The organism is Methylobacterium phyllostachyos (assembly GCF_900103445.1).
Lineage (GTDB): Bacteria > Pseudomonadota > Alphaproteobacteria > Rhizobiales > Beijerinckiaceae > Methylobacterium > Methylobacterium phyllostachyos.
This window is the reverse complement of sequence record NZ_FNHS01000009.1, coordinates 225,866-244,694: the sequence shown is the minus strand read 5'-3', so window position 1 is coordinate 244,694 and position 18,829 is coordinate 225,866. Positions and strand designations below refer to the sequence as shown.

Here is an 18,829-nt window from a genome sequence, read left to right as displayed (position 1 = left end):
GGCGAACACCCGATCGACGCCCCGGCCCTTGCGGGCGGCGCTGTTCCGGGCGAGTGGCCGAGGATACGGCCCGGAGCCGGATACGGGCAGAGCACGCGCATATGGCCACCACGACACACGGACCGGGAGCGGCCGACGCCCTTGATCCCGGCAACCTCCTCGCGCGCCTCGACCGGCTGCCCGCCACGCGCACGATCTGGCGGCTCGTGGTGCTGCTGGGCCTCGGCTTCTTCTTCGAACTCTACGATCTGCTGTTCACCGGCTACGTCGCACCGGGTCTGGTCAAGGGCGGGATCCTGACGCCGACTACCCCCGGCCTGTTCGGGGCGAGCGGCGTCGCGAGCTTCGTGGCCGCCCTGTTCACCGGCCTGTTCATCGGCACCCTGTTGTGCGGCTGGCTCGCCGACCGGTTCGGGCGCCGGGCGATCTTCATGTGGTCGCTCCTGGCCTACACCGCCGCCAATCTCGTGATGGCGTGCCAGCATGAGGCCTTCGGGCTCAACCTCTGGCGGCTCGTTGCCGGGATTGGCCTGGGGCTGGAAATGGTGACGATCGGCAGCTACCTCTCGGAGCTGGTGCCGAAGGCGGTGCGCGGCCGCGCCTTCGCCCTGTGCCAGGGCATCGGCTTCACGGCGGTCCCCGTGGTGGCGTTCCTCTCCTACCTGCTGATCCCGACCGCCCCTTTGGGCATCGACGGCTGGCGCTGGGTCGTGCTGATCGGCGCCTCGGCAGCCCTTGGGGTCTGGTGGCTGCGCGCGGGCCTGCCGGAGAGTCCGCGCTGGCTCGTTGAGCACGTGCGGCTCGCGGAGGCGGACGCGGTCCTGCGGCAGCTCGAAGCGCAGGTCGCCGCGGAATTCGGGCGCCCGCTGCCCGCGCCCGCCGCGCCGGAGCCGGTGCAGCCGCGCGGCGCCTTCCGCGACCTGTGGGTGGCGCCCTATCGCCGCCGGGCGCTGATGATGGCCGGGTTCAACGTGTTCCAGACCGTGGGCTTCTACGGCTTCGCCAACTGGGTGCCGACGCTCTTGGTAGCGCAGGGCGTCACGGTCACGTCGAGCCTCGCCTACACGGCGCTGATCGCGCTCGCCGCCCCGGTCGGGCCGCTGATCGGTCTTATCATCGCCGACCGGTTCGAGCGCAAGCACGTCATCGTGGCGGCCGCCCTCGTGTACATCGCCTGCGGGCTCGCCTTCGCGCGGACCACGGAGGTCGAGGCGATCGTGGCGCTCGGCATCGGCCTGACGCTCGCCTCCAACGTGATGTCGTACAGCTTCCACGCCTATCAGGCCGAGCTGTTCCCGACCGGCATCCGCGCCCGGGCGGTGGGCTTCGTGTATTCGTGGAGCCGGTTCTCGGCGATCTTTACCGGCTTCGTCATCGCCTTCGTGCTGCGCGAGGCGGGGACGCCGGGGGTGTTCCTGTTCATCTCGGCGGCGATGCTGGCCGCGGGGCTGCTTGTTGGCCTCCTCGGCCCGCGGACGCGGAATGTGGCGCTGGAGAAGATCGCCGGCTGAGGTCTGCCGGTTCGAATCGTGTTACGCTAAGCGCATGGTCGCACTGCCGAAGCAACGGATGGACGTCGACACATTCCTGGTCTGGGCCGAAGCTCAGCCGGGGCGCTTCGAACTGGTCGACGGCGAGGTCTTCGCGATGGCGCCGGAACGGGCCGGACATGCTCTGGTGAAGTACGCGACACAAACGGCCTTGAAACGGGCGATCACGGCGGCCGGAACTGGCTGCCGCTGCCACATGATGCCCGACGGCATGACGGTCCGCATCGATGGAACGACGACCTTTGAGCCCGATGCCCTCGTGTATTGCGGGCCACAGATGGATGTTGAGGCCATCGAGGTGCCCGATCCCGTGATCGTCGTTGAAGTCCAGTCGCCGGGTACGCGCTCAGTCGATGCAGGCTTCAAACTGGCGCGATATTTCAGTCTCGCGAGCGTGGCGCATTATCTGATGATTGATCCGGTCAAGCGCTTGGTCATCCATCATCGACGCGGCGCCGAAGAGCTGATCGAGACCCGCATCGCCACCGACGGCATCCTCGACCTCACCCCACCCGGCCTGACCCTGCCCGTCGCCGACCTCTTCGCCGATCTCCCGCCCCCCGCAGATCCCGCGGCTTGATCCGATCCGAGGCGGATGTCACAGCGGCGCGAACCCCAATCAGGACGCCCGATGACAGCCTCCCTCGATCTCCTCGTGCTAGGCAACGCGATCGTCGACGTGATCGCCCGCGCAGACGAATCCTTCCTCGCCGATCAGGGCGTCACCAAGGGCGCCATGCAGCTCATCGACGAGCCGCGGGCGGAATCGCTGTTTGCGGCCATGGGTCAGACGACGATCGTGTCGGGCGGCTCGGGGGCGAACACCGCCGTGGGCGCGGCGCTCCTCGGCGCCAAGACAGGCTTCGTCGGCAAGGTGCGGGACGACGAGCTCGGCACCCTGTTCGGCCACGACCTGAAGGCCACCGGCGTCGGCTTCACCGTCCCGGCGGCGTCCGAGGGGCCGGCCACGGCCCGCTGCCTCATCCTGGTGACGCCGGACGGCGAGCGCACGATGAGCACCTATCTCGGTGCCTGCCAGGGCCTCTCGCCCGCCGATGTCGACGACGCGCTGGTGAAGTCCGCCCGGGTCGTCTACCTCGAAGGCTATCTGTGGGATCCGCCGGCGGCCAAGGACGCGTTCCGCAAGGCCGCCCAGATCGCCCACCAAGCCGGCAACGCCGTGGCGCTGACCCTGTCGGACGCCTTCTGCGTCGGCCGCTACCGGGACGAGTTCCTGGGTCTGATCCGCGACGGCAGCATCGACATCCTGTTCGCCAACATGGGCGAGCTCCAGAGCCTCTACCAGACCGATGATGCCGAGGCCGCCGTGGCGGCCCTGCGTGACGAGCGCAACGCCCGCGGCCGCCACCTCCTCGGCCTCGTCACCCGCTCGGCCGACGGCGCCCTGGTGGTCCAGGGCGGCGAGGTTCGCGCCGTCGAGGCGAGCCCGGTCCACGCGGTGGTGGACACGACCGGGGCCGGTGACCTGTTCGCGGCCGGGTTCCTCGCCGGCCACGCCCGCGGCCTCGACAACGTCGCCAGCGCCCGGCTCGGCACGCTGGCGGCCGCCGAGGTGATCCAGCACATCGGCGCCCGCCCGCAGACGGACCTCGTCGATCTCGCCAAGGCGCGCGGACTGCTCTGAACCCGCCTTGCTGCGAGCCGAGTGCGATCGCGTTGCAATCGAGCCCGGCTCCAAGCGTCTGTTGTGACGTGCGCTCCGCAGAACCGGCATTCGCTTCTGCGGAGAGCGCTCAGGCGGCCCGCACGGTCGCGAGGAAGCGTGTCACCTCGCGGCCGAGCTGCTCGGAATGCTGCGTCAGCTCCGAGGCCGCGGTGAGGACCTGATCCGCCGCCGCCCCGGTCTCCTTCGCGGCCCCGGCGACGTCCGTGATGGTGCCGGTGACCTCGCCGGCCCCCTGCGCCGCCTGCGCGACGTTGCGGACGATCTCCTGCGTAGCCGCGCCCTGCTGCTCCACCGCCGCGGCGATCAGCGTCGTGACGGAGCGGATCTCCTGGATGCGCCCGCCGATCCGGCCGATGGCCGACACGGCATCGCCGGTCGATCCCTGGATCCGGGCGATATGGCCGCTGATCTCTTCGGTCGCCCGCGCGGTCTGTCCGGCCAGCTCCTTCACCTCGGCGGCCACCACGGCGAAGCCGCGGCCCGCCTCCCCGGCCCGGGCCGCCTCGATCGTGGCGTTGAGGGCCAGGAGGTTCGTCTGCTCGGCGATCGTGGTGATCATCGTCACCACATCGCCGATCTGCGAGGCCGCACCGCTCAGATCCTGCACCAGATGGGCGGTGGCGTCGGCTTCCTCGACAGCCGACTGGGTCAGCGCCGCGGAACTCGACACCTGACGGCCGATCTCCTGGACCGAGGAGCCGAGTTCCTCGGCCGCCGAGGCCGCGGTGTTGACGTTGCCGGCGGCGGTCTCGGCCGCGCTGGCCACCCGCCTGGAGCGGTCGGCCGTTCCGGACGCCGTCTCGCTCATGATTGCGGCCGTGCCCTGGAGCGCCGAGGCCGCCGCTGAAACCGTGCCGATGATGCCCCCGACCGCGTTCTCGAACGCGTCGGCGATCTGGCGCATGCCCGCCCGGCGCTGCGCCTCGGCGCCGGTACGGGCCTGGACGGCCTCGGCCTCGAGGGCGCGGGCCCGGATCAGCCCGTCCTTGAAGATCTGGACGGAGGCCGCCATGGCGCCGATCTCGTCGCGCCGCCCGGTGCCGGAGACCGTCGCGGTCAGATCGTCCGCGGCGAGGCGGCCCATGACGCCCGCCAGGGACCGGATCGGCCGTGCCACCATACGCCAGACCACCCAGAGACCCGCCCCGGTGACCAGCAGGCCGGCCAGCAACAGGCCGATCGACACGGTCCAGGCGGTCCGATAGGCCGCCTCGGCCCGTTCCGTGGACAGCTTTGTGCCCTCGGCGTTGACGCGTGCGAGGTCGGCAAGGGCACCGAACGTGTCGACCAGCGGCTGGCGGGCCGGGGCAATAGCGTCGCGGGCCGCATCCCGATCGCCGCGCTTGAGGGCGGCGATGATCACGCCGCGGGCCGTGAGATAACCCTGCCACCGCGTCTCAAACGTATTCCAGAGCGTCGCCTCGCGGGGGGAGCCGATCAAGGTCCGGTACCGCCGGAACGCCTCGGGGATCGCGGCATCCATCTCGACGAATTCTTGATCGAGATCCCGGTTCTCACGGTCTTCAGTGGCCACAACTTTGCGTATCGTCGTCGTGTGATAGCGAAGAACCGTGAATTGAAGTGCGCTCAGCTCGGCATCCTTCCGCATCCACGTGTCACGAATTTCCGAGGCAGATGTCGCAACAGAGGCGATCTGAGACAAATTTTCATACGTCGTAGCAATCAATAAGAGAAATCCAATCAAAGATGGCACCGCCAATTTAAAAGTGACGCCCCGCAACGAATTCATCGCACTTTCTCCAACGTTTTGACGCTGGGTTTTTGACACAAGACGGTGACGACGAGCACAAAATCGCTCGCATTACTCGATGCAACCAGCGCAGAGCTGTCACGACGATTTCGCCGGACGCTCAGGATTTCAGGCTGCGCGGTCGCCTGCTGCGTCCGCTCGATCAGGGCCGCAGCAATACCTTGCCGACCGCCGCCCGGCGGGTCAGCAGGCCGAACGCCTCCGAAAACTCGGCCAGGGGGTAGGTTCCGTGCACCTGCGCGGTGAGCTTGCCCGCGGCGACCCAGTCGAGCAGCCGGCGCTGGTCGGCCCGATGCGCCTCCGGCTCGCGGTCGAGGAAAGCGCCCCAGTGGACGCCCTGCACGTCGAGTTCCTTGAGGAGGATCAGGTTGAGGGGCAGCCGCGGGATGTCCCCTGCGGCGAAGCCGATCACGAGGTAGCGTCCGCGCCAGCCGAGCGCCCGCAAGGCCGGCTCCGCATAGGCGTCGCCGACCGCGTCGTAGACGACATCGACCCCGCCGCCCGAGATCCGGCGCAGCTCGTCCTTGAGGGTCGCGGGATCGTAGACCAGCCCCGCCTCGGCCCCGTGGGCCTGGGCGACGGCGAGCTTCTCCTCGGACGACGCGCAGGCGATCACCCGGGCGCCCATCAGCCGACCGAGCTCCACGGCGGCGAGCCCGACGCCCCCGGAGGCGCCGAGCACCGCGAGCCATTCGCCGGGCTGAAGCCGCGCCCGGTTGGCGAGGGCGTGGAGTGAGGTGCCGTACGTGATGGTGAGTCCGGCCGCCTGCTCGTCCGGCACCGCGTCCGGCACTGGCGTGAGCCGCCTGGCATCGACGGAGATCGTCTCGGCGCAGCAGCCGTGCCCGGCATGGACGATCACCCGGTCGCCCACGGCGACGCCGGCAGCCCCCTCCCCCAGCGCCTCGACCACCCCGACACCCTCGCCCCCCGGCGAGAACGGAAGCGGCGGCTTCACCTGATAGCGACCGGCCACGATCAGCGTGTCGAAGAAGTTGAGCGCCGCCAGCCGGATCCGCACCAGGGCCTGGCCCGGTCCGGGGACGGGATCGTGCCGCTCGGCGATCTCCAGATGGTCCGGCCCGTCGAGCCGCGTGCACAGCAGCGCCTTCATGGCGTCTCGTCCTCCCTGGCGTGTTCCGCCGATGAGGCCCGAACCGGCGCTGCGGTCAAGCCGTCCCGATCATCTCGCGGATGCGGGCGCCCAGCACCTCGACCACGAACGGCTTGGTGATCACCTGCATGCCGGGGGCGAGCTGACCGTGGCCCAGTACCGTCGCCTCCGCGTAGCCGGTGATGAACAGCACCTTGAGGCCGGGACGCTTCTCCCGCCCGGCTTCGGCCATCTGGCGGCCGTTCATCCCGCCGGGCAGCCCGACATCGGTCACCAGCAGGTCGATCCGCACGTCGGATTGCAGCACCTTGAGCCCGGCAACGCCGTCGGCCGCCTCGATCGCGGTGTAACCGAGATCCTCCAGAACCTCCGTCACCAGCATGCGGACTGTCGGCTCGTCGTCGACGACCAGCACGGTTTCCCCGGGGGCGGCCCGGGGCGGCGCGCCGAGGACGGTCTGCGCATCCTCCTCCGGCACCGCACCGCCGTGGCGGGGCAGGTAGAGGCAGACCGTGGTGCCCCGGCCGACCGCGGAGTCGATCCGCACCTGCCCGCCCGATTGCTGGGCGAAGCCGTAGATCATCGAGAGGCCGAGGCCGGTGCCCTGCCCGAGCGGCTTGGTGGTGAAGAACGGCTCGAACACCCGCCCGACGATCTCCGGCGGCATCCCGGTGCCGGTATCGGTGACGCAGAGCGCGAGGTACTGCCCCGGCGGCATGTCGAGGCGCCGGGCGGATTCCACGTCGAGCCGCGTGTTGGCGGTCGCGATGGCGATCCGCCCGCCCTCCGGCATCGCGTCCCGGGCATTGATGCACAGGTTGAGCAGCGCGTTCTCGAGCTGCGGCGGATCGACCAGGGCGGGCCAGAGGCCGGGTTCGCCGCTCACCTCCACCGCGATGGACGGCCCCACGGTGCGGCGGATGAGCTCCTCCAGGCCGGCGACCAGCCGGTTCACGTCGGTGGGCTTCGGGTCGAGGGTCTGGCGGCGCGAGAAGGCGAGCAGCCGGTGCGTCAGGGCGGCGGCACGCTTGGCCGCGCCCTGGGCGGCGTTGATGTAACGGTCGACATCCATCATCCGGCCCTGCGCCAGCCGGGTCTGGATCAGCTCCAGGGAGCCGGAAATGCCGGCGAGCAGATTGTTGAAGTCGTGCGCGAGGCCGCCGGTGAGCTGGCCCACCGCCTCCATCTTCTGCGACTGCCGCAGGGCCTCCTCGGCGGCGGCGAGGGCGTCGGCGCGCTCGCGCTCGGCGGTGAAGTCGCGCCCGACCGCGTTGATCACCCCATCCCCCGGCCGGGCCGCCCAGCTGATCCAGCGGTGGCCGCCGTCCCGGTGGCGGTAGCGGTTGTCGAAGCGCGTCAGACGCTCGCCGGCCGCGAGGCGCCCGCCCCCCTCGATCGTGCGGTCCACATCGTCCGGGTGGATGAGGTTCATCAGGTTGGTGCCGACGAGTTCGTCCGCCTGCCAGCCCAGCACCTCGGTCCAGGCCGGGTTCACCGCGGTGATCGTCCCGTCGAACAGGCTGCGCAGCATCATGTCGGTGGAGAGGGTCCACAGGGCGTTGCGGTCGGCGGTCCGCTCCGCGACCTGATGGGCCAGGGTGGCGTTGAGGCTGCCGAGTTCCGTGAGCGCGGCCTCCAGCTGGGCGCGGCTCTCGACCAGGGCGGAATCGGCCAGCACCCGGCCGGTGGTCTCGTTGGTGAGGATGAACAGCCCGGCGACCTCGCCCGCGGCATCGAGGACGCGGGAATACGAAAACGTCCACCACGTGTCCCGGGCGCCCCGGTCGGTATCGAGCTGCCAGGGCAGGTCGACGAAGCGCTCCGGCCGGCCCGCCTGGGCGGCGTCGATGATCGGCTTGGCCTGATCCCAGGCATCGGCCCAGACTTCATCGAACCGCGCCCCCATGGCCCAGGGCAGGCGCGGCCCGAGCAGCGGGAAGTAGGTGTCGTTGAAGAAGAAATGGAGATCGGGCCCCCAGGCCAGGATCATCGATTCCGGCGAGTTGAGCACGAGGGAGAGTGCCGCGCGGAAGTCGGCCGGCCACGTCTCCGGCGGGCCGAGGGGGTGGCCGGTCCAGTCGCGCGCGCGGATCATGCGCGCGGCTTCGCCGCCGCCGGCAAGGAAGGCGAGGGGGTCGGTCACGAATTCTGAACGGTACACGTCATGGGCGTATGCCGTATGGCTGGCTTTGGCGGCATCTCCAAGACGACGATAGCGATCGACGGCGTAAGAACGCTTGGACAGGATCGATCCTGGGAGGCTGTAAGCGGACGGCATGACTGACGAAGGACTGTTTCGCCTTGCCGATAGCGAAGCGGCTCGCGCGGCGGCAGAACGCCTGTTCCAGACGGTGAGCGATCAGTTGCGCGCAGTTGCCCGCCTCGGCGGAGACCCGGCATGTCGGGGCGACCGCCATACCGGGTTGCCTGACCAAGGGTGATCTCGACGTAGCGGTGCGCGTCGAACGCGCCGACTTTGCGGCCGCCGATGAACGGCTCGCACGGCTTTTCGCCCGTAACGACGGGTCGATTCGAACCGAAGAGTTTTCAGCCTTCGCAGATGCGAGCCGGATGCCGCATCTCGGCGTTCAACTGACCGTCAAAGGCGGCGCCCTTGATCTGTTCCACCCCTTCGCTGACGCTTTGCGGTCCGAACCGGCGCTTGTGGAGCGCTACAACGCTCTCAAGCGAGCTTATCAGAACCAGCCAATGGCGCTTTACCGGGCGGCCAAAGATGCGTTCATTTCCGAAGTTCTAAACATACGTTTTCCATCTTGATGATGCACCGCACTGCTCAATTAATTCATTAACGAAAATCATTCCTCGATCAGGATCCGCGGCCCAACGAAAGAGGCAAATGAATTACACATCGTCCGAAAATTCTTACTGACTTCTCTGAGGACGTCGAGCGACTTCGCTTTGATCGATCTCGTTGAAGCGTTTACAGAATTCTTGGTCGGTTATTTGCCCGTCACCATAGTCATTAAAATCTATCTGCGACGGCCTGAAGTACTCATTGAACTCAAGACTATGTCGAAATCCAACGAAGAAGGATTGTGACAAATAATAAAATCTAACGAACGGAACTTTCTCATATTCTTTTTTTATGAAAGGCGCCCCTTTCGTTCCCTCTATGAACCATGGCTGGGTTCCGAAGCCGCCGAACTGACTTCCAGTAATCATGGAAATCAAACGAACAGCGCTTAGCGCATCATCTCTTAACGTAGCATAGGTCGCCAAGCTAAAATGTATCGAGCGATTTCGAATTAATTTCAACTCATTAAAATTATGTACCACATCTGCCAATAAAACATTCCAATCTGTTAATACGGAAAGCATAAAATCCCAGTTATCAAAAGATTTTTTTCTATATATCTTCTTATAATGAGGCGATTTTTTGAAATATTCCTTCAAATCAAAAATCAAATGGTTGAGTATACGTTCTCCGAGAGCACATGCGCCCGTCAGTGCGGGATAGTAATTACAGGAAACGAAAGATGACCTTATTTGTCTTTCAAATAAATTATATTGTGCAATTATGGAAATAGGCGCCGCACCAATATCTTTAAAATTCTGCACTTTTTGGTCAAAATCAATTGTTCCATATTCTGTCTTCAGATCTGTTAGCAGGTTATCCCGATTTCTCAAATGCAACTGCTTTACCTGCTCCTCCCATTGATCCACAATGTCGATATCTAGTATCTCGACTCTTGTATCAAAATTAAAGAATGGCAACACCCTAAAACGACGATGTCCCTGATCGCATAATTCAGCAAGACAATCTATATAGTCTGCCAAATCTTTATTGAGGACATCTATTGTTTTGCGCATTTAATTGTGCTCGCAAATCCCTGATCGCGAACGATCACATAGCCTCAATGCGCCTCCTGCCAATTCCCCGCCGCCTTGGCCTCCACCACCAGCGGCACCTTCAGCGTCAAAGCCGGCGCCGGCGCCTGCTCCATCACCGCGGCGATCACCGGGATCGCGGCCTCCACCTCGTCCTCGGAGACCTCGAACACCAGCTCGTCGTGCACCTGCAGCAGCATCTGCGCCTTGAGCTTCTTAGCGGCGAGCGCCGCCTCCATCCGAGTCATGGCCCGGCGGATGATGTCGGCGGCCGAGCCCTGGATCGGCGCGTTGATCGCCTGACGCTCGACGCTGGCCCGCTCGGACGGGTTGTTGGAGCGGATCTGCGGATAGTGGCAGACCCGGCCGAACAGGGTGGTGACGTAGCCCTTGTCGCGGCAGCTCCGCTTGGTGGTGTCGATGTAGTCGCGGATGCCCGGGAACTGCTCGAAATACTGCTTGATGAACGCCGAGGCCTCCTCGCGGCCGATGCCGAGCCGGTCGGCCAGCCCGAAGGCCGAGATGCCGTAGATGATGCCGAAATTGATGGTCTTGGCCCGCCGCCGCAGGTCAGGCGTCATCTCCTTGAGCGGCACGCCGAACATCGCCGAAGCGGTCGCCGCGTGGATGTCGATCCCGTCCGCGAACGCTTTTCGCAACTCCGGGATGTCGGCCATGTGGGCCAGCAGCCGCAGCTCGATCTGCGAGTAATCGGCCGAGATCAGCCGGTTGCCGGGGGCCGCCACGAAGGCGCGGCGGATGCGCCGGCCCTCCTCGGTGCGGATCGGGATGTTTTGCAGGTTCGGCTCGGACGAGGACAGCCGCCCGGTGGTGGTCGCCGCCAGCGAGAACGAGGTGTGGACCCGCGCCGTCTCGCGATCCGCATGGGTCTGGAGCGAGTCCGTGTAGGTGGATTTTAGCTTCGAGAGCTGACGATATTCCAGGATCTTCTTGGGGAGTTCGTGCCCCGCCTGGGCCAGTTCTTCGAGGAGCGTGGCGGGCGTCGCCCACTGGCCCGAGGGCGTCTTCTTGGCGCCCGGCAGGCCCATCTTCCCGAACAGGATGTCGCCGATCTGCTTCGGCGAGCCGACCGAAAACTTCTCGCCGGCATCCTCTTGGATCTCCTCCTCCAGGCGGACGAGGATTTGCGAGAAATCGCCCGAGAGCCGGCTCAGCATCTCCCGGTCGACCCGGATGCCGCGCTGCTCCATCCGGGCGATCACCGGCAGCAGGGGCCGCTCCAGAGTCTCGTAGACCGCGACCCGGTGCTCGGCCACGAGGCGCGGCTTCATCATCCGCCACAGGCGTAAGGTCACGTCCGCGTCCTCGGCCGCGTAGGCAGTGGCCTTGTCGATGGCGACGCGGTCGAACGTCACCTTGTTGCGGCCGGTGCCGGCCACGTCCGAGAAGGTGATCGGCTGGTGGCCGAGATGGCGGCGGGCGAGTTCGTCCATGCCGTGGCCGCCCTTGCCGGCATCGAGCACGTAGGAAATCAGCATCGTGTCGTCGAAGGGCGCGATCTCGATCCCGTATCGGGCCAGCACGACCCAATCGTATTTCAGGTTTTGGCCGACCTTCAGGACGCCCGGGTTCTCCAGGAGCGGCTTCAGCCGAGCGATGGCCTCCTTCAGGGGGATCTGGCCAGGCACCGGTTCGGCCACGTCGGAGGCCGCGGCGCCCTCACCGAACAGGTCGGTGGCATCGGCCTGCACCTTGGCAGCCTGGATGTGGGCAAGCGGGATGTAGCAGGCCCGGCCGGTAGCCACCGCCAACGAGACGCCCACGAGGCCGGCCTTGTGGGCGTCGAGGGCGTCGGTCTCGGTATCGACCGCGATCACCCCGGCTTCTTCGGCCTCGGCGATCCAGGCGTCGAGCTGGTCCAGGCTGGCGACGGTCTCGTAGGCGGCGGTGTCGAACGGCGCCACCGCCTCGGCAGCGCGCGCCGCCACCACGTTGCCCGGCGTCGCCTCGACGGGCGCCCGGGGCTTGGCGGGGGCGTCGGGCAGGTCGAGATCGGCGAAGGGGTCGATCTCGCCGCCCTCCGGCGGGGCGGCGCCCGGCGGGCGCTCGGTGCCGGCCGCCGCGGTCTCGGGGTCGGGCGGGACGGAATCGCCGAAGAACGGCACCGCGTCGCTGCCGCCCGCGCCGTTGCTGTAGCCGTGCGGCCGGGCGCCCGGCAGGAGCCGCGGATCGGGCTTCACCGCCTCGGGGTCGACGTGCAGCATCTGGGCGATGCGGCGGGTCAGCGTGTTGAACTCCATCGCCTTCAGGAAGCCGACGAGCTTTTCCGGGTCGGGCTTGGGCACGCCGAGTTCGTCCAGCGGCACCGGGACCGGCACATCCTCCATCAGCGCCACGAGCTGTCGCGAGAGCCGCGCCTGATCGATGCTGGCGAGCAGGGTCTCCCGGCGCTTGGGCTGCTTGATCTCGCTGGCCCGCTCGAGCAGCGCGTCGAGGCTGCCGAACTCCTTGATCAGGGCCGCAGCCGTCTTCAGGCCGATGCCGGGAACGCCGGGCACGTTGTCGGAGGTATCGCCGATCAGCGCCAGCGCATCGCCGATCTGGTTGGGCTGAAGGCCCTCCCACTTGGCGATGATCGCCTCGACGTCGAGGTTGCGCTCGGGGCGATAGCCAGGCTTGCCCTTGGAGCCCGACTCGAAATCGTAGAACCGCACCTGCGGCCCGACGAGCTGCATCAGGTCCTTGTCGGAGGACACGATGATGACGCCCGCGCCCCGGGCTTCGGCCTGGCGGGTATAGGTGGCGATCAGGTCGTCGGCCTCGTAGCGCTGCAGCTCGACGGCGTGCAGGCCGAAGGCGCGGACCGCGTCGCGCATCAGCGGCATCTGGCGCTTGAGATCATCCGGCGCGTCCGGGCGGTGGCCCTTGTAGTCCGGGAACATCTCCTTCCGGAACGAGCCCTCGGACTTGTCGAAGACGATGCCGAGATGGGTCGGCATCGTGCCGGCGGCACCGTCCTGCAGGAACTGCGCGATCTTGGTGCAGAACAGCCGCACGGCACCGGTGGGCAACCCGTCCGAGGGGCGCGAATTGTACTTCTGGTCCTGATTGATCGACTGGAAATAGGCCCGGAAGATGAACGACGAGCCGTCGACCAGGATCACCTGATCGCCGGGTCCGACGGGTTTGGTCTCGGGCTTCGCGTCGGTCATGGGCTCGGGCGGCTCGGGGCGATCAGGGGTCGGGCGCGGCGCGGTCCAGCTCGGCGCGGCAGGCCGCGACGAGAACGGGCAATTCGTGGTGGACGGTCAGCCAGACGATGTCCAGCGTCACCCGGTGGTAGCTGTGGCGATAGACATTGCCGGCATCCGCGATCTGTCGCCACGGCACGTCGGGATACCGGGCCTTCGTCTCGGCGCTCAATCGGCGGCTCGCCTCCGAGACGATCTCCAGGCAGCGCACGACCGCGAAGTGCGTGCGCTCGTCCGCACCAAAAGTCTCCAGCGTGAACCCCGCCACGAAGCGAGCGGCGCGCTCCGCGTTGACGACGATGTCGGCGCAGGCGGTGCGCTCGCGCTCAGAAGGCGAAAACGGCATCACGCTCGGCCCGCGTGCGGACCCGATCCTTCAAGGCCGCCCGGTTCGCCACATCGACCCGGATCGGAAATAGATCATCGATGAAGTGGCAGAGCCCGACATAGCCATAGACACCGCCAACGACCGGCGCATCGATGTCGATCATCACATCAAGATCACTATCCGCCCCCGCCTCGCCGCGAGCGACCGAACCAAACAGCGCCGCATGCAGCACCCCGCGACGGCGCAGCTCCGCCTCGTTGGCGCGCAGGATGTCGAGGGCAGCGAGCTTATCCATGGCGACGGAACTGGAGCGAATCGGCGCCCGTCAGCATAACAGAATCGCGGGACGCAGAGGATCACGCCGCGAGCTCTTGCCCCAGCGCCTCCACCCGGCGCAGGTCATCCACGAAGGCCGCGTAAGCCTCCTCCTTCGCCTCGTCGGGCAGGCGCAGCAGGTAGGACGGGTGGACCGTGATGAAGCCCTGGAAGCGGTTGTCGTGCCGCTCGAAGCGGAACGGGCCGCGGGCGCGGGTGATCGGCACCGCCTTGCCGGTCAGCGCCAGCACGGCCGTCGCGCCCAGCGCCACCACGAGCTTCGGGGCGACGAACTCCAGTTCCCGATCGAGCCACCAACGATAGTGGCTGACCTCGCCGGCCGTCGGCTTCTGGTGGATGCGGCGCTTGCCGCGCTCCTCGAACTTGAAATGCTTGACCGCATTCGTGAGGTAGCTCGCCCCCCGGTCGATCCCGGCCTCCGCCATGGCGCGGGAGAGGAGCTGCCCCGCCGGCCCGACGAAGGGACGGCCCTGCCGGTCCTCCTGATCGCCCGGCTGCTCGCCCACAAAGGCGATGGTGGCGCCGACCGGGCCCTCGCCGAGCACCGCCTGGGTCGCGCCCGGCACCAGCGGCTCGGTCCGGCGGATGATCGCGTTCAGTTCGTCGAGGTTTTTGGGGTCTTGGTCGGCCATCGCGGCGACGGCGCGGGCGGGTTCGCGGCGTGTGGGCAAGGTCGGCTCCCTCTCGATCATCGCTTCGGTGCGCCCGGCCGCCGCCCGGACCAGGGCCGGGATCGCGGCGGTCTCCGGCATATTGTGCCAATACTTCTTGGGCATCTCGGCCCGCATGGCCTTGAGGTTGGTGCGGGCCGGGTTGAACGTGCTCTCGTAGTAGGTCTGCCAGCCGGCCTCGAAGCCATCGCCCTCGGGCAGCTCCGCGCGATCGCCCGGAGGGCCGAAGGTCAGGGTCTCCGTGTCCCAATGCGCCGAGCCGTCCGGCGTCAGGATCGACCAGCGCATGCCGCGGAAACGGCTGACGAAGAACGGCGCCGCCGCCTCCAGAATGTGGTGATCGGGCTCGAACCACGCGACGTAGTGCTCGCCGCCGCTGTCTTCAGCCCGGCGGAAGCGCAGGAAGGCGTGCATCTTGTGGAGGTCACGCCCGATCGCCTTCGCCATCCGGTGCAGGCGGTGGACCAGCGGATCGCTGCCCACCTCCATCAGATGCCGCTCGCCGTGGCAGACGCGCCAGATCAGGGCGTAGAGCAGGCCATAACGCTCCGGATCGCGGTGGGGGATCACCTGCGGGATCAGGGCGGCGACGGGTTTGGGCAGGGCGAGCGGTGGGGCGGGCGTCCCCTCCCCTTCCATACCGAAGAGACCGGGCGCGTCCGTCACCGACCACGTCACGGCCTCGGGCGGGATGTCCTGCGCGACGAGGCTTCGGACGGCCTTGCGGAAACCGTCGAGATCGGCGCCGGGGCGTAAGGTGATGGCGCGCGCCCGACACGCATCCCCTCCCACCGCAGAGGGGGGAGGGAGTGGCGAGGTTCCAGCCTCCATCAAAACAGGCTCAGCTGCGTCGCAGGCTCGACCAGCCGCGTGCGCAAATCCAGCCGGTCGGTGAGCCCCACCGGCCTGTGGTCGGCCGCGACCAGGAACGGCCGCGCCCGCTTCAGTCCCGATGTCAGCCGAGCGACATCGTCCAGGCGCAGAGTCGCGTGGCGGCGGGCCTTCACGATCTTGTCGACCGCCCGGGCGCCGAGCCCCGGCACCCGCAGCAGCCATTCCCGATCGGCCTTGTTCACGTCGACGGGAAACTTTTCGCGGTGCTTGAGCGCCCAGGCGAGCTTCGGATCGATGTCGAGGGCGAGCATGCCGCCCTCCGAGGCATCGGCGACCTCGTCGGGGGTGAACTCGTAATATCGCAGCAGCCAATCAGCCTGATACAGCCGGTGCTCCCGCTGCAACGGCGGCGGCTTCGGCGGCAGGATCGCCGAGCCATCCGGGATCGGGCTAAAGGCCGAGTAATAGACCCGCTTCAAACCGACGCTGCCGTAGAGCAGCGCGCTCTTGCGGATCAGCGCCTCGTCGGTAGTGGCATCCGCACCGACGATCACCTGCGTCGAATGCCCGGCCGGCGAGAAGCGCCGCTTCTCGGCCTTGGCCTGCACGATGCGCTCGCCAATCTGCGCCATGGCGCCCTGGATCGCGGCGCCATCCTTCTCGGGGGCCAACTGCTGCAGGCTCGCCTCGGTAGGCAGTTCGACGTTGATCGAGAGCCGGTCCGCATAAAGGCCGGCCTCCTCGATCAGCCAGGGGCTCGCCTCAGGGATCGACTTCAGGTGGATGTAGCCGGCAAAGCCATGGTCGCGCCGCAGCGATTTCGCCACCCGGGTCAGCAGCTCCATCGTGTGGTCGGGCGACTTGATGATGCCCGAGGACAGGAACAGGCCCTCGATGTAGTTGCGCTTGTAGAAATTGAGGGTGAGATTCACGACCTCTTCGACCGAGAACTTCGCCCGCCGCACGTTCGAGGAGCGGCGGTTGATGCAATAGGCGCAGTCGAACAGGCACCAGTTGGTCAGCAGGATCTTCAGCAGCGAGACGCAGCGCCCATCCGGCGTGTAGGCGTGGCAGATCCCTGCGCCGGTCGTGGACCCAAGACCGTCCTTGCCGGCGGCGCGCTTCGGCGCGGCCGAGGACGCGCAGGAGGCATCGTACTTCGCGGCATCGGCCAGGATGCGCAGTTTCTTGGCGAGGGTCTCGTCCATCGAACAGACAATGAACAACACGGCCAAAGGTGCAAGGGCGCGCCGCTTCTCACCCCAGGTCGCGATGCCGCACCCTTATCACTCCGGCTCGTCCACCTCTGCATCCACCACCCGCCGCGCGAGGGTGTAAGCGAACCCGGCCCGGGCCATCGCGGCGAGATCCCGGTCGCGGTACGCGGCCCGCTGGTCCGGCCGGCGATACGGCCCGAGCCGCCGCCGCTTGGCGTAGGCCTGGGCGGCCTGGTCCTCGATGTCGGCCGCCTGCCCATCCGGTACAGCATCGCGCTCGGCCTGCATGGCCGCCTCGACCACGTCGCGCGGAACGCCCTTGGCGGCGAGCTTGGCCGAGACGCCCCGACTGGACGTGCCGCGACGGCGCAAAGTGGCGACGCGGGTCTCGGTGAAGCGCGCATCGTCCACGAGGCCGGCCGAGACCGCCCGCGCCACCGTGGCGGCGATCATCTCGGCGAAGGCCGCGGGGTCCTCGCCGCGCAGCCGTGCCCGCTTCTCCACGCGCCGCGCCAGGGTTCGGCGCAGCATCTCGGTGGAGGCGCTATAGCGCTCGAGGTAGTGCAGCGCCGACCGTTCGAGCCAGGTCGGGCTGACCGGCTTCGGGGGCGGAGCCGCGGCGTTCGGGGCCCCCGGCCCGGATCCTGCAACGAATGTTCGTTTCACCGGTTCTTCACGATCTCGACAGGTTTGCGTTCCATGACTTGGGTATGGAACGCGCGCAACGCGACAGGCTCGGCCATGGCCCGAACCACCGTCCCTCGCCCGATCGTCCGCGACCCCGGTGGCGGCAGCGCCTCCACGCTTTGGTGGCGTCTCTGATGCGGCGCGAATGGCTCCTGGTCCTCGTGGCCCTGGGCCTGGCTGCGGTCGCAGCGGCGATCGTCTATCTGTCGCGTCCGAACACGCTCACGGTGGCAGTCGGCCCCCAGGACGGGCCCGAAGCCGCGCTGATCGAGGCCTATGCCAGCGCGCTCGACCGGGCTCGCGAAGATGTGCGCCTCAAGGTCGTGCGCTACGGCGACGTCCGCGACAGCGCGATGGCGCTCCAGCGGAACAAGGCCGACCTCGCCGTTGTCCGGCCGGACGTGTTCCTGCCCGAGAACGGCCTGACGCTGGCGATCCTTCACGACGAGGCCCTCGTCATCGCGGCGCCGGAGGCGGCCGATATCGACGACATCCCCGCCCTGACGCGCAAGCGCCTCGGCATTGTGGTGCGCCACAGCGCCGACCTGCCCTTTCTGACGAACCTGCTCTCTTTCTACGACCTCGTGCCGGAGAACCGGGCCGAGGCGGTGCCCGAGGGCGGTGCAGCAGTTGAGGAGGCGGAGGCGGGCCACGTCGTGGTGGTGCCGCTGAAGGTCGGAGAGGTGACAGCCGCGCTCAACGACAAGCGCGTCGATGCGGTCGCGGTGATCGCCAGTCCCGCCTCGAAGACGGCCGGCGCGGTGGTGCACGCCGTCGAGCTGGGTTCGCCGGAGCGCAAGATCGGCTTCGTCTCGATTCCCGACGGGGACGCCATCCTGCAGCGCTTCCCCGAACTGCAATCGGTGACCATCCCGGCCGGCACATTCGGCGGGCGTCCGAAGCGCCCGGACGAGGAGATCAAGACCGTCGGCGCCTCCTACCGCCTGATGGCGCGGGGCACGGTGAGCCGGGTCGCGGTGGCCTCGGCGACCCAGCACCTGTTCGAGTGGCGCTCGCGCCTCGCCGCCGCGGCCCCGGTCGCCAAGCTGATGAAGGCCCCCGACTTCGACACGACGGTGGCGGCGACCTCGGCGCGCCTTCCCAACCACCCCGGCGCAGTCGACTATTTCGAGCGCGAGCAGCAGACCTTCCTCGATCGTTACGAGGACTACATTTACCTGTTCGCCTTCTTCGGCGGCACGATCGGCTCCGGCTTCGCGTGGCTCGGTCAGCGGCTTGCCCGCAAGCGCCGGGAGCGGGTCGACTTCGTTCTCGACCGGCTGCTCGCCATCATGCGCGAGGTGCGCGCGGCGACGCAGAGCGAGGCGCTCGACGCGCTTGCGATTGAGACCGACGAGCTTGTGGCCGACGTCGTCTGCTATGCCCGGGAGCGCAGCATCGATACCCGCACGGTGAGCGCGCTGATCCTGGCGGTGGATGGGGTTCACGCGGCCATCGCCGATGCCCGGCGACAGACCGATCAGGCGGAGACGCGCAGGACCACCCGCAGCCGGACGGCGCGACTCCTAGCCCTCGACCTGCCGGCCGCGGAGTAGTGACTAACGCCGCCAGC

General features: G+C 67.6%; 15 protein-coding genes. 5 read left to right on the top strand and 10 right to left on the bottom strand.

Annotation, left to right across the window (positions count from 1 at the left end):
• Positions 1–101: 101 nt before the first annotated feature.
• Genes BLQ49_RS16370 through BLQ49_RS16360 form a run of 3 tightly spaced genes read left to right on the top strand, consistent with a single transcriptional unit; the run spans position 102 to position 3,195 of the window.
• Positions 102–1,511, top strand: a complete 1,410-nt coding sequence (locus BLQ49_RS16370) for an MFS transporter (protein ID WP_091717438.1) — start codon at positions 102–104, stop codon at positions 1,509–1,511.
• Positions 1,512–1,545: 34 nt separating this feature from the next.
• Positions 1,546–2,130: a Uma2 family endonuclease gene (locus BLQ49_RS16365; RefSeq protein WP_091717437.1), complete on the top strand. Its 585-nt coding sequence runs from the start codon at positions 1,546–1,548 to the stop codon at positions 2,128–2,130.
• Between the two features lie 51 nt (positions 2,131–2,181).
• Complete coding sequence (locus tag BLQ49_RS16360; protein ID WP_091717436.1) at positions 2,182–3,195, top strand: adenosine kinase; 1,014 nt, start codon at positions 2,182–2,184, stop codon at positions 3,193–3,195.
• Positions 3,196–3,304: 109 nt separating this feature from the next.
• Here BLQ49_RS16360 and BLQ49_RS16355 read toward each other — a convergent pair whose 3' ends face one another.
• The 3 genes from BLQ49_RS16355 to BLQ49_RS16345 all read right to left on the bottom strand — a co-directional run bounded on the left by BLQ49_RS16355 (position 3,305) and on the right by BLQ49_RS16345 (position 8,265).
• Entirely contained in the window at positions 3,305–4,987 is a 1,683-nt protein-coding gene (locus tag BLQ49_RS16355) for a methyl-accepting chemotaxis protein (RefSeq protein WP_091717435.1), read from the bottom strand.
• A 163-nt stretch (positions 4,988–5,150) separates the two neighbouring features.
• Positions 5,151–6,122 (bottom strand): NADPH:quinone oxidoreductase family protein, encoded by a 972-nt coding sequence (locus tag BLQ49_RS16350; protein ID WP_091717434.1) that lies wholly within the window; start codon positions 6,120–6,122, stop codon positions 5,151–5,153.
• Positions 6,123–6,177: 55 nt separating this feature from the next.
• The gene (locus tag BLQ49_RS16345; RefSeq protein WP_091717574.1) at positions 6,178–8,265 is read right to left on the bottom strand and encodes a hybrid sensor histidine kinase/response regulator; all 2,088 of its coding nucleotides are present in this window, start codon (positions 8,263–8,265) and stop codon (positions 6,178–6,180) included.
• Between the two features lie 230 nt (positions 8,266–8,495).
• Between BLQ49_RS16345 and BLQ49_RS16340 the strand changes: the two genes are divergently transcribed.
• On the top strand, positions 8,496–8,900 hold the full coding sequence (locus BLQ49_RS16340; RefSeq protein ID WP_244507627.1) for a GrpB family protein: 405 nt from the start codon (positions 8,496–8,498) through the stop codon (positions 8,898–8,900).
• Between the two features lie 105 nt (positions 8,901–9,005).
• On the opposite strand, the gene BLQ49_RS29045 is transcribed toward BLQ49_RS16340, so the two are convergent.
• From BLQ49_RS29045 to BLQ49_RS16310, 7 genes are all read right to left on the bottom strand, one after another.
• On the bottom strand, positions 9,006–9,953 hold the full coding sequence (locus BLQ49_RS29045; RefSeq protein ID WP_143012269.1) for a hypothetical protein: 948 nt from the start codon (positions 9,951–9,953) through the stop codon (positions 9,006–9,008).
• 44 nt (positions 9,954–9,997) lie between these two features.
• On the bottom strand, positions 9,998–13,144 hold the full coding sequence (gene polA, locus BLQ49_RS16335) for a DNA polymerase I (RefSeq protein ID WP_091717432.1): 3,147 nt from the start codon (positions 13,142–13,144) through the stop codon (positions 9,998–10,000).
• Between the two features lie 22 nt (positions 13,145–13,166).
• Positions 13,167–13,529: a HepT-like ribonuclease domain-containing protein gene (locus BLQ49_RS16330; RefSeq protein WP_091717430.1), complete on the bottom strand. Its 363-nt coding sequence runs from the start codon at positions 13,527–13,529 to the stop codon at positions 13,167–13,169.
• Positions 13,510–13,806, bottom strand: coding sequence for a nucleotidyltransferase family protein (locus BLQ49_RS16325; RefSeq protein WP_091717428.1), 297 nt, complete (start codon positions 13,804–13,806; stop codon positions 13,510–13,512). Before BLQ49_RS16325 ends, BLQ49_RS16330 begins: the two co-directional genes overlap by 20 nt.
• 61 nt (positions 13,807–13,867) lie before the next feature.
• Positions 13,868–15,349: a UdgX family uracil-DNA binding protein gene (locus BLQ49_RS16320; RefSeq protein ID WP_208859071.1), complete on the bottom strand. Its 1,482-nt coding sequence runs from the start codon at positions 15,347–15,349 to the stop codon at positions 13,868–13,870.
• Positions 15,349–16,560, bottom strand: coding sequence for a putative DNA modification/repair radical SAM protein (locus BLQ49_RS16315; protein WP_091717572.1), 1,212 nt, complete (start codon positions 16,558–16,560; stop codon positions 15,349–15,351). The genes BLQ49_RS16320 and BLQ49_RS16315 overlap by 1 nt, the downstream gene beginning before the upstream one ends.
• Before the next feature lie 78 nt (positions 16,561–16,638).
• Positions 16,639–17,235 (bottom strand): regulatory protein RecX, encoded by a 597-nt coding sequence (locus tag BLQ49_RS16310; protein WP_091717423.1) that lies wholly within the window; start codon positions 17,233–17,235, stop codon positions 16,639–16,641.
• A 155-nt stretch (positions 17,236–17,390) separates the two neighbouring features.
• Between BLQ49_RS16310 and BLQ49_RS16305 the strand changes: the two genes are divergently transcribed.
• Entirely contained in the window at positions 17,391–18,812 is a 1,422-nt protein-coding gene (locus BLQ49_RS16305; protein ID WP_091717421.1) for a TAXI family TRAP transporter solute-binding subunit, read from the top strand.
• Positions 18,813–18,829 lie beyond the last annotated feature (17 nt).

Excerpts from the sequence above, each read along its gene's own strand:
- BLQ49_RS16350 (WP_091717434.1), bottom strand. The coding sequence starts at position 6,122 with ATGAAGGCGCTGCTGTGCACGCGGCTCGACGGGCCGGACCATCTGGAG.
- BLQ49_RS16365 (WP_091717437.1), top strand. The coding sequence starts at position 1,546 with ATGGTCGCACTGCCGAAGCAACGGATGGACGTCGACACATTCCTGGTC.
- BLQ49_RS16320 (WP_208859071.1), bottom strand. The coding sequence starts at position 15,349 with ATGGAGGCTGGAACCTCGCCACTCCCTCCCCCCTCTGCGGTGGGAGGG.
- BLQ49_RS16325 (WP_091717428.1), bottom strand. The coding sequence starts at position 13,806 with ATGGATAAGCTCGCTGCCCTCGACATCCTGCGCGCCAACGAGGCGGAG.
- BLQ49_RS16305 (WP_091717421.1), top strand. The coding sequence starts at position 17,391 with ATGCGGCGCGAATGGCTCCTGGTCCTCGTGGCCCTGGGCCTGGCTGCG.
- BLQ49_RS16330 (WP_091717430.1), bottom strand. The coding sequence starts at position 13,529 with ATGCCGTTTTCGCCTTCTGAGCGCGAGCGCACCGCCTGCGCCGACATC.
- BLQ49_RS16315 (WP_091717572.1), bottom strand. The coding sequence starts at position 16,560 with ATGGACGAGACCCTCGCCAAGAAACTGCGCATCCTGGCCGATGCCGCG.
- BLQ49_RS16360 (WP_091717436.1), top strand. The coding sequence starts at position 2,182 with ATGACAGCCTCCCTCGATCTCCTCGTGCTAGGCAACGCGATCGTCGAC.
- BLQ49_RS16355 (WP_091717435.1), bottom strand. The coding sequence starts at position 4,987 with ATGAATTCGTTGCGGGGCGTCACTTTTAAATTGGCGGTGCCATCTTTG.
- BLQ49_RS29045 (WP_143012269.1), bottom strand. The coding sequence starts at position 9,953 with ATGCGCAAAACAATAGATGTCCTCAATAAAGATTTGGCAGACTATATA.
- polA (WP_091717432.1), bottom strand. The coding sequence starts at position 13,144 with ATGACCGACGCGAAGCCCGAGACCAAACCCGTCGGACCCGGCGATCAG.
- BLQ49_RS16370 (WP_091717438.1), top strand. The coding sequence starts at position 102 with ATGGCCACCACGACACACGGACCGGGAGCGGCCGACGCCCTTGATCCC.